This window comes from Caballeronia sp. ATUFL_M2_KS44 (assembly GCF_023630965.1).
Classification (GTDB): domain Bacteria; phylum Pseudomonadota; class Gammaproteobacteria; order Burkholderiales; family Burkholderiaceae; genus Caballeronia; species Caballeronia concitans.
The window spans coordinates 89185-103812 of sequence record NZ_JALQEA010000020.1 but is presented as its reverse complement, the minus strand read 5'-3'; the positions used below and the strand labels follow the sequence as shown (position 1 = coordinate 103812).

The window sequence follows — 14628 nt, the reverse complement described above, 5'->3', positions numbered from 1 at the left end:
TGTGGAAAAGCAAACCTGAACCGCGTTCAGCGGTGATGAATCCGCAATCGTTCCATCAGATGCAGCGCATTGGGCTGCGCGTTGCCTTGCGCGGTATTGTCGAAGATGCACCAGACTTCGGCGGTTTTCTTCGCGCGCGCCTGCAACGTATGCGCGAGATGGTCGAGATACGTGTAGTCGTAGGAAGACTTGTAGAGGTCGGGCGATCCGTGCAGCCGCACATACACCAGCGACGCGTCCGCGCGATGCTTGATCTCGCAATCGTCGGGAATCGGATCGGCATCGACGTACGCGATGTGATGCGCCTTCAGAAGCGCCGCCGTCTCAGTGCTGAACCACGTCGGATGCCGCGCCTCGAAGGCGACCGGCAGCTTCGTGCGCTCGCGCAGCGCCTTGAAAAACGCGTCGGCGAGAGGGCGCTCGAAGGGCAGGCTCGGCGGCAGTTGCACGAGCCAGCAGCCGAGCTTGTCTCCGAGCAGGGTGGCGCCGCGCAGGAAATCGTCGATGAGCGGTTCGGTCTCGACGAGCCGCGCCTCGTGGGTAATCGCCTTCGGCAGCTTCACCGAAAATCGAAACGATTCCGGCACGCTCTGCGCCCACTTTTCGTAAGTCTGGTCGCGATGAGGCTTGTAGAAGCTGGAGTTGATCTCGACGCAGGTGAGCACGCGCCCGTAGCGTTCGAGGTGCGAGCCATCGTCGGGAAAGCTAGAGGAGACGGCGCTCGTCAGCGACCAGCCCGCGCAGCCGATGCGAATCGCGCCTTGCGGGCCGGGCTTGTGCAGATGGGGCAATCGATACGGCATGCGCTCGCGAAGCCTCCCTTGTGTGGTCTCCTGCTGCCTCGATTCACTGCTTCTTTTCTGCTTCTGCTTAATGCCGCGCTTCTCCCGGCAGCACGGCCGATTCGTCGGAGAGCGCGGATGCGTCGGTCTCGTCGTCGGCATCGTTCGAACGCGCCCAGAAAAAGCGGTCCGGCAGATACGCGCCCATGCCCGGACGGAACGCCGCGCGCGCGGCCTGAAACACGTACTCCTGCGCCTCGCGGGCGGCCTCGGCGGGCTCCTGGCCGTTGGCGAGCAGCGCCGCGACGGCCGCGCCGAGCGTGTCCGTCAGGCCCATCACGCGATGCAGCCCGCGGTCCCACATGTCCTGCCGCACCTGTCCTTCTTCGCTGTACAGCGTGTTCACGTGCCGGTGCGTGCCGGTTTCCATCGCGAGGACGTATTCGCAGCCTTGCGACAGAATATGGGAAATCGCGGAATCGAGCGTGGGCGCTTCGGCGTCGCTGTCGGGCTGCGCGAGTTGCAGCAGCGTGGCGTGATCGGCGATCAGCATGGTCGTTTGCGGCACGAGCAGATCGGCGAGCGATTCGCGCAATTCGTCGGCCGAGAGCACGTGTTCGTCATCGAGCGTAAAGTCAGGCGCGAGGATCAGCGGAACGTCGTCGTAATCGGATACCACTTCGGCGATCGCCGATACGACTTCCGCCCGCGTCGCCGCGCCGATTTTGAACGCGGCGACCGGCATGTCCTCAAGCAACATGCGCGCCTGCGTGGCGACGGCGTCGGGGTCGAGACCGTTCACTTCGTCGCAGCTCGCGGAGTCGCGCACGGCGTAGCCGGTCAGCACCGTGGCGCCGTGGCAGCCCATGCTCGCGAGCGTCAGCAAGTCGGCCTGGAGGCCCGAGCCGCCCGTCGGGTCCGAGAGGCCGAAAGTCAGAACGATCGGTGGAGAGTCGCCGGTCATGGCAAAAGCGGACATTTTCGATGTTTTGATACGAAGTGGATGGCGCAAGTGGGACGGAGTGGTCCGGGAAATGCGTCGTGATCGCGCGCGGTGCCCGGCCATGTTCGATTATGCGTCCTATTGTCGCCCGCCTGCTGTCGCATCCGCGCTTTTTCGATGCACGAGCGCTGCCGTCCCGCTATTCGGGAGAACGCCGGCGGCGGGGCGGCTTGCTAGGCATCGACCCGGCAACACGGTACCATCATGTCCTAATTTAAACCGATCAATCGACGCGGCATAAGTATGGAATACAGAAGCTGGATGTGCCTGATCTGCGGCTGGATCTACGACGAAGAGGCGGGATTGCCCGAAGAGGGCATCGCGCCGGGCACCCGCTGGGAAGACGTTCCGATCAACTGGACCTGTCCCGAATGCGGAGCCCGCAAGGAAGATTTCGAGATGGTCCAAATCTGATCCGCATGCTCTCCCGCGCCGCATGGCTTACGTCATGCGGCGCGTGTTTTTTGCGGCCTGCGTTTTTAGCGCGGAATTCATTCGGCGGCGTGGCGGGCGGGAACGTTCATTTCCGCCATCCGCTCGCGCGCTGGCTCGCGCATCGGCTGAGAAACGCATACGCTTTCGGAAAAGCGGGCACTTGCGCCCGTCCATGATGCAGTTCACCCGCGCGCCGGCGCATCGCCGCGCACGCAGTCCGGCTTGTGAGCGCCCGTTATGACCTCTCGTCCCGATCTACCCGTTCCGATCGAAGCACTGCCGAATCCGCGTGGCGGGTCCGTGCGACTCGCCGAAATGGCGCTCGCGGACGCGCTGCACGCGTTCCAGCGTCAGGGCGAGACAGCGCCGGCGCTGCGGCGCGCGATCGCCGCGCTGAATTCCGCCGGATGGCTGCCCGCGCAGCGTTTCGCCGAAGCGCTGGCGCTGGTCGCGCCGCTCGGCGATGAATCGGAGGGCACGCGCCAGCGCATCGAAAACGCGCTCTCCGTGTTCGGCGCGGCGGTCGAGCGTCACAATCTGCGCGAGCTGTCGTGCTCGACCGAGCTGTTCGATCACTATCGCGGGTTGCACGCGCTGCTCGCCGCGCACACGCGCATCGCGCCGGTTTCCTACGACGACCTCGCGCTCGCCGGCCGCGCGATCGCGCCCGCGACGCTGCGGGGCATTGCACCGGACAGGCTCGCGCGCGTGCGGGCGCATTACGAGCAGACGCTGCTCGGCCTGTTGCGCGCGCCTGCCAATCAGACGCAAGCCGAAGCGGACGAAACGTTCGCGCGTCTCGACGCCTGCCTCGCCGACCTGGCCGGTCCCGATCCCTACGATTTCTGGCGGCTCGCGTCATCGACGGTGCGCGCGTTGCGCTCGCGCGGCTCTCCTGCCGTTTCGGGTCATGCGGACGCCAAACGCCTCTACGCGCGATTCAACCTGGTGCTCGCGGATCAGGCGCATGCGTCGTCGTTCGCGCCGCGTTCGCTCGTGCGCGCGACGCTCGCGCTGCTCTGGCGCGATTTCGCGCTATACGGCGCGACGCCCGAGGACGCCGGGCACGTCGACGTTCTGCGCGATTACGGTCTGACCGTGACGTGGCACGTCGCGGCGACGCCCGCATCGGAAGCGGCGTGGGAGCAGAGCGCGGCGCAGGCGAGCGAAGAAGGCACGCGCGATGCGCTCACGCGCGACCTCGGCGTACTGCGCGTGAACGCGGCGGCCTACGAAGACTTTCTGCAAAGCGCGGAGGCGGCGATCGAAGGGCTCGTCGAGCGCGGATCGCAGGCGAGCGAAGCCGGCGCCGTCGATGCCGCCACCGCGCTGCATGCGGCCAACGCGTCGCATCGGCTGGGCGCGGCGGCGTGCGCGCTCGGGCTCGGGCACGTCGCGTTGCTCGCGGACACGCTCGGGCTCGCGTGGCGGCGCATCGCGCATCAGGGCGACGGCGCCGCCGAACAGGACGATGCCGCCGCGCTCGACGTCTCCATTCCCGAACGCGCCGCCCAGACGCTGCGTTCGATGCTGCATCAGGCGGCCGCCGGCATTGCGCCGTCGGAAGGCCGCGCGTCGATCGTTGCGCTCACCGCGATGATCGAACGGCCCGCGGCCATCGTCCGCTAGTCGTCGCTGCTTTCGCCGTCATCAGTTTCGATGACGGCGCGCTTGCCCGGCCCGCGCACGACGTCGTAGCGCGCGAGCGTGCGTTTTCTCGCGGCGTCGTGATCGACGATCGGCGCCGGATAATCCGCGCCGAGCGCCACGTTCGCCGCCTTCAGCGCGTCCGGCTTCGCGAGCCACGGCGCGTGGATGTCGCGGTCCGAAAGCCCCGCCAGTTCCGGCACGTAATGGCGAATGAACTTGCCCGCCGCGTCGAATTTGCGCGACTGCGTGACCGGATTGAAGATGCGGAAATACGGCTGCGCGTCGCATCCGCTGGACGCGGCCCACTGCCATCCGCCATTGTTCGACGACAACTCGAAGTCGTTGAGTTGCGCTTCGAAATACGCCTCGCCGCGCCGCCAGTCGATGCCGAGATCCTTCGTCAGAAAACTCGCCGTCACCATGCGCAGACGGTTGTGCATGTAGCCGGACGCGTTGATCTGGCGCATGGCGGCGTCCACGAGCGGGAAGCCCGTCTGCCCCGCGCACCACGCGGCGAAATGCGCGTCGGCGGCGTCGCCCGTTTCCCATTCGATGCGATCGTATTCCGGCTTGAACGCACGATGATCGCCCGGCATGCCGACGCGCGGAAAATGATGCAGCACGCCGAAGTAGAAATCGCGCCAGATCAGTTCGGAAAGCCACGTGGCCGCGCCCCGGTCGCCGTGGCGCTGCGCGTCATGCGCGACGCGAGCGAGCGCGCGAATCGACACCGTGCCGTGCCGCAAATGCACGCCGAGATAGCTCGGGCCTTTCTGCGCGGGGAAATCGCGGGCGCGGTCGTAATCCGTCATGCGATCGCGGAAGTCGTCGAACAGTTCGTATGCGCCGCTCGTGCCGGGCGGGAACGCGGGCGCGCGGGCATCGGGGAAACCGATTTCCGCCAGCGACGGTACTCCGCCATCGGCTTTCGTCAGCGCGTTCAAATGTTCCTCCGACGCATACGGCGCGAGCGCGTCCGGCGTCAACGTCTGGAGCCACTTGCGCTTGTACGGCGTGAAGACGGTGTAGGGCTTGCCGCTGCCGGTCAGCACGTCGTCGTGGTCGAAGATCGCCTGATCCTTGAAGGTGAAGAACGGCACGCCCGCGCCCGCGAGCGTTCGGGCGATCGCGTCGTCGCGGGCTTTCGCGGACGGTTCGTAGTCGCGGTTCGCGAAGACCGCGTTCACGCCGCATTCGCGGGCGAGCGCGGGAATCGCATCGGCCGGCATGGCGTGCCGCACGATCAGCGCGCCGCCAGCCTCCAGCAACGTGCGATCGAGCCCGACGGCGCTCGCGTGAATGAACGCGACGCGGCGGTCGTTTCGCGCGAGCGGAGCGAGGATTTCGCGGTCGAAAACGAACGCGCACAGCACGCGGCGGCAGCGCGTAAGCGCGTGATAGAGTGCAACATTGTCCGCCGTGCGCAGGTCCCGCCTGAACCACATAAGACCCAGATCAAAGTCGGCCATCCGGCGGCGCCTTTGTTAAAATCCTGAATTATGTCCAAGACTTCCGATCGCATCAATTTGACGAACCAGTTCCTGATCGCCATGCCCTCCATGGCCGATCCGACGTTTTCGGGAACGGTGGTCTACCTTTGCGATCACACGGATCGCGGTGCGCTGGGTCTCGTCATCAACAGGCCGACCGACATCGACCTTCAATCGCTTTTCAACCGCATCGACCTCAAGCTCGAAATCGAGCCGCTCGTCCATTTGCCCGTGTATTTCGGCGGTCCCGTGCAGACCGAGCGCGGCTTCGTGCTGCACGAAGCGGGCGAGGGCGAACCCTATAGCTCGTCGATGAGCGTGCCCGGCGGCCTCGCCATGACCACGTCGAAGGACGTGCTGGAAGCGGTCGCGAGCGGCAAGGGCCCCGAGCGCTTCCTGCTGACGCTCGGCCACGCGGGCTGGGGCGCGGGCCAGCTCGAAGAGGAAATCTCGAGGAACGGCTGGCTCACCGTCGAAGCCGATCCGCGCATCATCTTCGAAGTGCCCGCCGAAGACCGCCTCGAAGCGGCGCTCTCGCTGCTCGGCGTGTCGCGTTCCATGTTGTCCGGCGAAGCAGGGCACGCATGAGCCGCGAAGCCACGCTGCTGGCATTCGATTATGGCGAGAAACGCATTGGTGTCGCCGTCGGCAATACGTTGACGCGCAACGCACGCGCGCTCGTCGTGCTGGAGAACCGCGACCGCGACTATCGCTTCAAGGAAGTGGGCAAGCTGCTCGACGAGTGGAAGCCCGATGCGATCGTCGTCGGCATGCCGATGCATCCGGACGGCACGCCGCACGAAATGAGCGCGCTCGCGAAGCGTTTCGGCAATCAGGTGAACGGCCGTTTCAACGTGCCGGTGCAATGGATCGATGAACGCTATTCGTCCGTCGACGCCAAAGCCGGTCTGCGCGAGCGCGGCGTGCGCCCGAACGCGCGCGGGCGCTTCGACGACATCGACGCCGAAGCCGCGCGCGTCATCCTTCAACAATATCTCGACGGACTTCCCGACGATCATGAGTTCCATTGACGCCGAGGCGCTTTATCGCACGCTCGTCGAACAGATTCGCGCGGCTTATGGCGCGTCGCTCGCGGCCGAGGACGGCACCGTGCTGGCGGGCGTCTACAGCGGCGGCGCGTGGCTGGCCGAGCGGCTCGCGAAAGACCTGAACGCGCCGCATTTCGGTGTGGTGAACGTGGCGCTGCATCGCGACGATTACGCGAAGAAGGGCCTGCACAGCCAGGCGAGCCCGACCTCGCTGCCGTTCGATGTGAACGGCCGGCGCATCGTGCTGATCGACGACGTGCTGTCCACCGGGCGCACCGTGCGCGCGGCGATCAACGAGCTTTACGATTACGGCCGCCCGGCGTCGATCGACCTCGCCGTGCTCGCCGATCGCGGCGGGCGCGAGATGCCGATCGCGGCGCGCTTCGTCGGCGGCAGCGTCGACGTGCCGGCGAGCGAAGACCTCGTGCTCGCGCGCGAGGACAACGGCACGTTCGCTTTCACAACTGAACCCCGCGCGCAGTAACGCGCGCTCTGCGCGGGTTGCATGCCGGCCCGCGTTCGCAAGTCTCCATCTTCGAAAGAAATACCTGGGATCACCATGAACACCGCCACCCAGAGCGCAGCCGAGACTGGCGCGCAGGAATCCGACAAGTTCCGCTACGGCTTTCTGAAGGGCAATCCGCAGCTCACGAAGAACGGCGAGCTGAAGCACCTTCTGACCATCGAAGGCTTGCCGCGCTCCATCGTCACGCACATTCTCGATACCGCCGAGCAGTTCGTGAGCGTGACCGATCGCGAAGTGAAAAAAGTGCCGCTTCTGCGCGGCAAATCGGTGTTCAACCTCTTCTTCGAGAACTCGACGCGCACGCGCACCACGTTCGAAATCGCGGCGAAGCGCCTGTCGGCGGACGTGCTGAACCTGAACATCAACGCGTCGTCCACGAGCAAGGGCGAATCGCTGCTCGACACCATCAACAATCTCTCCGCGATGCACGCCGACATGTTCGTCGTGCGTCATGCGTCGAGCGGCGCGCCGTATCTGATCGCCGAGCATTGCGCGCCGCACGTCCACGTGATCAACGCGGGCGATGGCCGTCACGCGCATCCGACGCAGGGCCTGCTCGACATGTACACCATTCGCCATTACAAGCGCGACTTCACGAAGCTGCGCGTGGCGATCGTCGGCGACATTCTGCATTCGCGTGTCGCGCGGTCGGACATTCACGCGCTGACCACGCTCGGCGTGCCGGAAGTGCGCGCGATCGGTCCGCGCACGCTCTTGCCGAGCAATCTCGACCAGATGGGCGTGCACGTCTATCACAACCTCGACGAAGGGCTGAAGGGCGTCGACGTCATCATCATGCTGCGCCTGCAAAACGAGCGCATGAGCGGCGCGCTGCTGCCGTCCGCGCAGGAGTATTTCAAGAGCTGGGGCCTCACGCCCGAGCGTCTCGCGCTCGCCGCGCCCGATGCGATCGTGATGCATCCGGGCCCGATGAATCGCGGCGTGGAAATCGATTCGCAAGTGGCCGACGGCCCGCAGTCGGTGATTCTGAATCAGGTGACGTTTGGCATCGCCGTGCGCATGGCGGTGATGGGCATCGTGGCCGGCAACAGCGATTAACGAAGACGACATGAAGATCCAGATTAAAGGCGGCACGATCATCGATCCGGCCGCGGGCACGGAAGCGCGCAAGGACGTATTCATCGCGGCGGGGCGGATTGTCGGCTTGGGCGAGGCGCCCGCCGATTTCAACGCGGCGAAGGTCATCGACGCGACGGGCCTGTACGTCGCGCCGGGCTTCGTCGATCTGGCGGCGCGTCTGCGCGAGCCGGGCTTCGAGCACAAGGCGACGCTCGAATCCGAAATGGCCGCGGCGATGGCCGGCGGCGTGACGAGCCTCGTCTGCCCGCCCGACACCGATCCGACGCTCGACGAGCCGGGCCTCGTCGAAATGCTCAAGTTCCGCGCGCAGAAGCTGCATCAGGCGCATGTGTATCCGCTCGGCGCGCTGACGGTCGGGCTGAAGGGCGAGAGCATCACCGAAATGGTCGAACTGACGGAAGCGGGCTGCATCGGCTTTTCGCAGGCGGATAACCCGATCGTCGATACGCGCACGCTCCAGCGCGCGCTCCAATACGCGACGACGTATGGCTACACCGTGTGGCTGCGTCCGCAAGACGCGTACATGTCGCGCGGCGGCGTGGCGGCGAGCGGCGCGGTGGCGTCGCGGCTCGGGCTGTCGGGCGTGCCGGTGTCGGCGGAAACCATCGCGCTGCACACTATCTTCGAACTGATGCGCGTGACGGGCGCGCGGGTGCATCTGTCGCATCTGTCGTCGGCGGCGGGCGTGGCGCTCGTGCGCGCGGCGAAGGCCGAAGGGCTCGCCGTTTCGTGCGACGTGACGATCAATCACGTGCATCTGACCGATATCGACATCGGCTATTTCGATTCGCAATTCCGCCTCGATCCGCCGCTGCGTCAACAACGCGACCGCGAAGCAATTCGCGCCGCGCTCGAAGACGGCACGATCGACGCGATCTGCTCCGACCACACGCCGCTCGACGACGACGAAAAGCTGCTGCCTTTCGCCGAAGCGACGCCGGGTGCGACCGGCCTCGAGTTGCTGCTTTCGCTGACGCTCAAGTGGGCGCGCGAGGCGAACGTGCCGCTCGCGAAGGCGCTGGCGCGCATCACGTCCGCGCCCGCCGATGTGCTGAAGCTGCCGGCGGGGCGTATCGCGACGGGCGCGCTCGCGGACGTCTGCGTGTTCGATGCGGACGCGTCGTGGCGCGTCGATCCGGCGAAGCTCAAGAGCCAGGGGCGCAATTCGCCGTTCCTCGGCTACGAACTGCCGGCTCGCGTGCGCGCGACGATCGTCGGCGGACATCTCGCCTTCGAGACGCGCTGATTCATGAACTTCGTGTTGCGCAAGCTGCGCCTGGCGGTTCATTTGTTGCGCGGCGCGTGGATCGTCGCGCGGCGCTTTCCGCACGCGACGGCGAGCGAGCGCATGGCGATGAATCGCGCGTGGTCGCTGGAGATGCTGCGGCTCGCGGGCATGAAGCTCGTCGTGCATAACGACGGCGCGCGGCTCGATGCGGGCGTGCTCGTCGTCGGCAATCACGTTTCGTGGATCGATATCTACGTGATCAACGCGTGGCGTCCGACGCCGTTCGTCTCGAAAGCCGAGATTCGCAAGTGGCCGGTGGTCGGGTGGCTCGCGGATCAGCTCGGCACGGTGTTCGTGCAGCGCGAGAAGCGCAGCGACGCGAAGCGCATCATGCACGAACTCGCCGACCGCTTGCTCGCAGGCGAAACGATGTTCGTGTTCCCCGAAGGCACCACGAGCGATGGCGTTTCCTTGCTGCCGTTTCACGCGAACATGTTTCAGGCGGCGGTGTCGGCGTCGTGTCCGGTGCAGCCCGTCTGCCTGATGTACGAGGATGCGCGCGGCAGGCAGACGACCGCGCCGGCTTATATCGGCGACATGTCGCTCAACGATTCGCTCGATGCGCTCTTGCGCGGCGGCCCGGTCACCGCGCATCTCTACGTGTGCGATCCGCTTGCGCCCGGCGCCGAGCGGCGCTTGCTCGCGAGCGAGGCGCAGGCGGCGGTTCAGGCCGCGCTGGAACGCATGCGCGGCGCGCCGGCTGTCGTCGCGGAAACGCCGGTTGTCGAGCCGGTCACTTCTTCATCGCGCAACTCACCTGCGTGAGCACGCGCGCGGCGGGATCTTTCGTCAGCAGGACCGCCGACAGCTTGTTGCCCCAGACGCAGCCCGAATCGAGACAGAGGACGTCGTCGCGAATCATCAGGCCGAGCGCGGCCCAGTGTCCGAAGACGATCGTCACGTCGCGCGTGCGACGGTCGGGCGCGTCGAACCACGGCATGTAGCCGGGCGGCGCGGTATCGGGGCCGCCGTTGTTGGCGAACTCCATGGCGCCTTCCGCCGTGCAGAAGCGAATGCGCGTCAGCGCGTTGTACGTCACGCGCAGGCGATCCATGCCCGTCAGCGAATCGTCCCAGCGATGCGGCTCGTTGCCGTACAAATCGGCCAGCGTGGTCTTCCAGTTCGGCGCGCGCAACGCGGTTTCCAGCTCGTGCGCGAGTTCGAGCGTCATCGTCACGTCCCATTGCGGCACGACGCCCGCGTGAACCATCAGCGCGCCGTCTTCGTAATGCGCGACAGGCTTGTGCCGCACCCAGTCGATGAGATCGTCGACGTCGGGCGCGGCGAGGATATCGTCGAGCGTGTCGCCTTTCTTCGGCCTGCGCAGCCCGGCCGCGACGGAGAGCAGGTTCAGGTCGTGATTGCCGAGCACGACGGTCGCGCGCGGGCCGAGCGCGATCACTTCGCGCAGCGTTTCCAGCGACTTCGGGCCGCGGTTGATGAGATCGCCCGCGAACCAGAGCGGCGTGTCGGGCGAAGGTGCGGCTTTTTCGAGCAGGCGATGGTAAGGGTCGCAGCAGCCCTGGAGGTCGCCGAAAACGAGCGGGGCGGAGCGGCTATTGGATGCGTCGGTCATTGGGTATTTATGCGGTGTGCGAAGCGCGTTATGCGATGCCGAGAGAAACGTCGCAGGGATTATGCGGCCATTATGAAACAGGCAATGAAGACCGTCGGCCGACAAATATTGACAGCGACAGCCCGTCGCGCGTTTCCGCCGACGGTAGGCTGTATCAAGTTGTTAGCCATGTAGTTTTTGCACCTCGTGGCTTTATAATTGGCGCCTAAACGTATGGCGGGATTGTGATCGCGAGCGGTAACAGATTCAGTGATTGCGCGCATTATCGTCCGACAAGCAATTTTTTCCATACGATGCCAGTGTGTTCATAGTCCATTTGGACTAAGTAGCTAAAAGGGTATTTATGATTCTCGTGACGGGCGGCGCCGGCTTTATCGGCGCCAATTTTGTTCTGGATTGGCTCGAAGGCTCCGATGAACCCGTGCTCAACGTCGACAAGCTGACGTACGCGGGGAATCTCGGCACCCTGAAATCTTTGAAGGACGACGCCCGCCATCTGTTCGCCCGCGCCGACATCTGCGACCGCGCAGCAATGGACGAACTGCTCGCGAAGCACAAGCCGCGCGCCATCCTTCACTTCGCAGCGGAAAGCCACGTCGACCGCTCCATTCACGGCCCGGCGGACTTCGTGCAGACGAATGTCGTCGGCACCTTCACGCTGCTCGAAGCCGCGCGCATGTACTGGAGCGCGCTGCCGGAAGCCGAGAAGCAAGCCTTCCGTTTCCTGCACGTTTCGACCGATGAAGTGTTCGGCTCGCTGTCCGCGACCGATCCGCAATTTTCCGAAACCACGCCTTACGCGCCGAATAGCCCGTACTCCGCGACGAAGGCCGGTTCCGACCACCTGGTGCGCGCGTATCACCATACGTACGGCCTGCCGGTCCTGACGACGAACTGCTCGAACAACTACGGTCCGTATCAATTCCCTGAGAAGCTGATCCCGCTGATGATCGCGAACGCGCTCGCGGGCAAGCCGTTGCCTGTCTATGGCGACGGCCAGAATGTGCGCGACTGGCTGTATGTCGGCGACCATTGCTCGGCCATCCGCGAAGTGCTGGCCAACGGCAAGTCCGGCGAGACGTACAACGTCGGCGGCTGGAACGAGAAGAAGAATCTCGAAGTCGTTCATACGCTGTGCGACTTGCTCGACGAGAAAAAGCCCAAGGCGAGCGGTTCGTATCGCGATCAGATCACGTACGTGAAGGATCGTCCCGGCCACGACCGTCGTTACGCAATCGATGCCCGCAAGCTCGAGCGCGAACTCGGCTGGAAGCCGGCGGAAACGTTCGAAACCGGCCTCGCGAAGACGGTCCAGTGGTATCTGGACAATCAGCCGTGGGCGGACGAAGTCGCTTCCGGCGAATACCGGAAGTGGGTCGAGACGAACTACGCACAGCGCGCATAAGGAGCACGGCATGGCGCGTAAAGGCATCATTCTCGCCGGCGGGTCCGGCACGCGGCTTTATCCGATCACGCATGCAGTATCGAAGCAACTGCTGCCGGTGTACGACAAGCCGATGATCTACTATCCGCTTTCGACGCTGATGATCGCAGGCATTCGTGACGTGCTCGTGATCTCGACGCCGCAGGACACACCGCGCTTCGAGTCGATGCTCGGCGACGGCAGTCAGTGGGGCATGAACATTCAGTATGCGGTTCAGCCGTCGCCGGACGGGTTGGCACAGGCGTTCATCATCGGCAAGGAGTTCGTCGGCAACGATCCTTCGGCGCTCATTCTCGGCGACAACATCTTCTACGGGCACGATCTCGCGAAGCAGCTCGAGAGCGCCGACGCACGCACCGACGGCGCGACGGTGTTCGCGTACCACGTGCATGATCCGGAGCGCTATGGCGTCGTCGAGTTCGACGGCAACTTCCGCGCGCTGTCCATCGAGGAAAAGCCTGCGAAGCCGCGCTCCAATTACGCGGTGACGGGTCTGTATTTCTACGACAACAACGTCTGCGATATCGCCTCGGACATCAAGCCGTCGCCGCGCGGCGAACTCGAAATCACGGATGTCAATTCGCGCTATCTCGAACAGCAGAAGCTGGATGTCGAGATCATGGGCCGCGGATACGCGTGGCTCGACACGGGCACGCACGATTCGCTGATCGAAGCGGCGACCTTCATTGCGACGCTGCAGAAGCGTCAGGGGCTCGTGGTCGCGTGCCCTGAAGAGATCGCTTACCGCAAGCAATGGATCGGCGACGAGCAATTGCTCGCGCTCGCCAAGCCGCTCGCGAAGAACGGCTACGGTCAATATCTGCTCAATCTTCCGAAGGACCAAGTCGCATGGCCATCCAGGTAACGGCAACGGCGTTGCCAGAAGTCAAGATCATCGAGCCGAAGGTGTTCGGCGATGCCCGCGGCTTCTTTTACGAGAGCTTCAATGCGCGCGAGTTCGCCGAGCATGTGGAAGCGGGCGTCGAGTTCGTGCAGGACAATCATTCGCGTTCGGCGAAGGGCGTGCTGCGCGGGCTGCACTATCAGATTCAGCATGCGCAGGGGAAGCTCGTGCGTGTGGTCGAGGGCGAAGTGTTCGATGTCGCCGTCGATATCCGCAAGAGCTCGCCGAACTTCGGCAAGTGGGTGGGCGTGAATCTGTCGGAAGAGGATCATCGGCAGTTGTGGGTGCCGCCGGGGTTCGCGCACGGGTTCGTCGTGTTGTCGGAGACGGCGCAGTTTCTCTACAAGACGACGGATTACTGGTATCAGGCGCACGAGAGAAGCATCGTGTGGAACGATCCGGAGATCGGCATCGAATGGCCGATCGACTTCGAACCGATGCTCGCGGCGAAGGATGCGGCAGGAAAGCGGCTCGCGGAAGCTGAGGTGTTCGCATGAGTGAACGCACGATTCTGCTGACTGGCGTCAATGGTCAGGTGGGGTTCGAGCTGGCGCGGACGCTGCAAGGCCTGGGTCGCGTGGTTGCGGTCGATCGTAGCCGGCTCGATCTCGGCGATCTCGATCAGGTTCGTCGCGTGGTGCGCGAAGTGAAGCCGGCGTTGATCGTTAATCCGGCTGCGTACACGGCGGTGGACAAGGCGGAAAGCGATGTCGAGGCCGCGATGCGCGCCAATGGCGAAGCGCCCGGCGTGCTGGCGGAAGAGGCGAAGCGTTTGGGCGCGGCGCTCGTGCATTATTCGACCGACTATGTATTCGACGGCACGAAAGAAAGTGCCTACGTCGAAGACGATGCCGTGAATCCGCAGAACATCTATGGCAAGAGCAAGCTCGCCGGCGAGCAGGCCATCGCTGCTTCTGGCTGCGATCATCTGATTTTTCGGACGAGCTGGGTGTACGGCGCGCGTGGGAAGAACTTTCTGCTGACGATGCTGCGGCTCGGCGCGGAACGCGATGAACTCAGCGTCGTCGCGGATCAGATCGGCGCGCCGACGTGGTCGGTGACCATCGCGGCGTTGACGGCGAATGTGCTGGCGCAGGCCGTTGCCGGGGACGATGGCTGGTGGGCGCAGAAATCGGGCGTGTATCACCTGACGGCGGGCGGATCGACGTCGTGGCATGGGTTTGCTCAGGCGATTTTCGCGCTGTCGGCGTCGGAGAAAAAGCCGGAAGTGAAGCCTATTCCGGCGTCGGCCTATCCGACGCCTGCGAAGCGGCCTGCCAATTCGCGAATGTCCAATCGCAAACTGCTGGACACATTCGGCCTGCAGGCCCCTGATTGGCAAGAAGCGTTGCGACTTTCGCTGGCAGATCGTTGAACGCC

Annotated in this window: 16 protein-coding genes; 12 read left to right on the top strand and 4 right to left on the bottom strand. The window is 64.7% G+C overall.

Translation table 11 applies throughout. The annotated features are described in order from the left end of the window. Window positions 1-26: 26 nt before the first annotated feature. Both NCR39_RS10575 and NCR39_RS10570 read right to left on the bottom strand, forming a co-directional pair. Complete coding sequence (locus NCR39_RS10575) at window positions 27-803, bottom strand: DUF72 domain-containing protein (RefSeq protein ID WP_250452147.1); 777 nt, start codon at window positions 801-803, stop codon at window positions 27-29. A gap of 67 nt (window positions 804-870) precedes the next feature. Continuing rightward, window positions 871-1746, bottom strand: a complete 876-nt coding sequence (locus NCR39_RS10570) for a hydroxymethylpyrimidine/phosphomethylpyrimidine kinase (protein WP_250452146.1) — start codon at window positions 1744-1746, stop codon at window positions 871-873. A gap of 282 nt (window positions 1747-2028) precedes the next feature. Between NCR39_RS10570 and NCR39_RS10565 the strand changes: the two genes are divergently transcribed. Together NCR39_RS10565 and NCR39_RS10560 are read left to right on the top strand one after the other, a co-directional pair. Further along, the gene (locus tag NCR39_RS10565) at window positions 2029-2199 is read left to right on the top strand and encodes a rubredoxin (protein ID WP_025527884.1); all 171 of its coding nucleotides are present in this window, start codon (window positions 2029-2031) and stop codon (window positions 2197-2199) included. A 258-nt stretch (window positions 2200-2457) separates the two neighbouring features. Then, window positions 2458-3849 (top strand): FimL-related protein, encoded by a 1392-nt coding sequence (locus tag NCR39_RS10560; protein ID WP_250452145.1) that lies wholly within the window; start codon window positions 2458-2460, stop codon window positions 3847-3849. Here the strand turns inward: NCR39_RS10560 and NCR39_RS10555 are convergent. Beyond that, window positions 3846-5339 (bottom strand): cryptochrome/photolyase family protein, encoded by a 1494-nt coding sequence (locus NCR39_RS10555; protein WP_250452144.1) that lies wholly within the window; start codon window positions 5337-5339, stop codon window positions 3846-3848. The genes NCR39_RS10560 and NCR39_RS10555 overlap by 4 nt on opposite strands. Before the next feature lie 30 nt (window positions 5340-5369). Here NCR39_RS10555 and NCR39_RS10550 point away from each other — a divergent pair, with 30 nt between their 5' ends. The 6 genes from NCR39_RS10550 to NCR39_RS10525 all read left to right on the top strand — a co-directional run bounded on the left by NCR39_RS10550 (window position 5370) and on the right by NCR39_RS10525 (window position 10089). After that, the gene (locus NCR39_RS10550) at window positions 5370-5948 is read left to right on the top strand and encodes a YqgE/AlgH family protein (RefSeq protein WP_250452143.1); all 579 of its coding nucleotides are present in this window, start codon (window positions 5370-5372) and stop codon (window positions 5946-5948) included. Then, window positions 5945-6391 carry a Holliday junction resolvase RuvX gene (gene ruvX, locus NCR39_RS10545; protein ID WP_250452142.1) on the top strand — a complete coding sequence of 149 codons (447 nt, stop codon included), beginning with the start codon at window positions 5945-5947 and terminating at the stop codon, window positions 6389-6391. Before NCR39_RS10550 ends, ruvX begins: the two co-directional genes overlap by 4 nt. Beyond that, entirely contained in the window at window positions 6378-6893 is a 516-nt protein-coding gene (pyrR, locus tag NCR39_RS10540) for a bifunctional pyr operon transcriptional regulator/uracil phosphoribosyltransferase PyrR (RefSeq protein WP_250452141.1), read from the top strand. Before ruvX ends, pyrR begins: the two co-directional genes overlap by 14 nt. A gap of 75 nt (window positions 6894-6968) precedes the next feature. Next, on the top strand, window positions 6969-7994 hold the full coding sequence (locus tag NCR39_RS10535) for an aspartate carbamoyltransferase catalytic subunit (protein ID WP_250452140.1): 1026 nt from the start codon (window positions 6969-6971) through the stop codon (window positions 7992-7994). Between the two features lie 10 nt (window positions 7995-8004). After that, the gene (locus NCR39_RS10530; RefSeq protein WP_250452139.1) at window positions 8005-9282 is read left to right on the top strand and encodes a dihydroorotase; all 1278 of its coding nucleotides are present in this window, start codon (window positions 8005-8007) and stop codon (window positions 9280-9282) included. A 3-nt stretch (window positions 9283-9285) separates the two neighbouring features. Further along, entirely contained in the window at window positions 9286-10089 is an 804-nt protein-coding gene (locus NCR39_RS10525; RefSeq protein WP_250452138.1) for a lysophospholipid acyltransferase family protein, read from the top strand. Here NCR39_RS10525 and NCR39_RS10520 read toward each other — a convergent pair. Continuing rightward, window positions 10058-10900 carry a symmetrical bis(5'-nucleosyl)-tetraphosphatase gene (locus NCR39_RS10520; protein WP_250452137.1) on the bottom strand — a complete coding sequence of 281 codons (843 nt, stop codon included), beginning with the start codon at window positions 10898-10900 and terminating at the stop codon, window positions 10058-10060. The two genes, NCR39_RS10525 and NCR39_RS10520, sit on opposite strands and share 32 nt — an antisense overlap. A gap of 343 nt (window positions 10901-11243) precedes the next feature. Between NCR39_RS10520 and rfbB the strand changes: the two genes are divergently transcribed. From rfbB to rfbD, 4 genes are read left to right on the top strand one after another with little or no spacing between them, the layout of a single operon-like run. After that, entirely contained in the window at window positions 11244-12305 is a 1062-nt protein-coding gene (gene rfbB, locus NCR39_RS10515) for a dTDP-glucose 4,6-dehydratase (RefSeq protein WP_250452136.1), read from the top strand. 10 nt (window positions 12306-12315) lie between these two features. Further along, window positions 12316-13209, top strand: a complete 894-nt coding sequence (gene rfbA / locus NCR39_RS10510) for a glucose-1-phosphate thymidylyltransferase RfbA (RefSeq protein ID WP_250452135.1) — start codon at window positions 12316-12318, stop codon at window positions 13207-13209. Continuing rightward, on the top strand, window positions 13194-13745 hold the full coding sequence (rfbC, locus tag NCR39_RS10505; RefSeq protein ID WP_250452134.1) for a dTDP-4-dehydrorhamnose 3,5-epimerase: 552 nt from the start codon (window positions 13194-13196) through the stop codon (window positions 13743-13745). Before rfbA ends, rfbC begins: the two co-directional genes overlap by 16 nt. Continuing rightward, window positions 13742-14623 carry a dTDP-4-dehydrorhamnose reductase gene (gene rfbD, locus NCR39_RS10500; RefSeq protein ID WP_250452133.1) on the top strand — a complete coding sequence of 294 codons (882 nt, stop codon included), beginning with the start codon at window positions 13742-13744 and terminating at the stop codon, window positions 14621-14623. Before rfbC ends, rfbD begins: the two co-directional genes overlap by 4 nt. The last annotated feature ends 5 nt before the right edge of the window (window positions 14624-14628 follow it).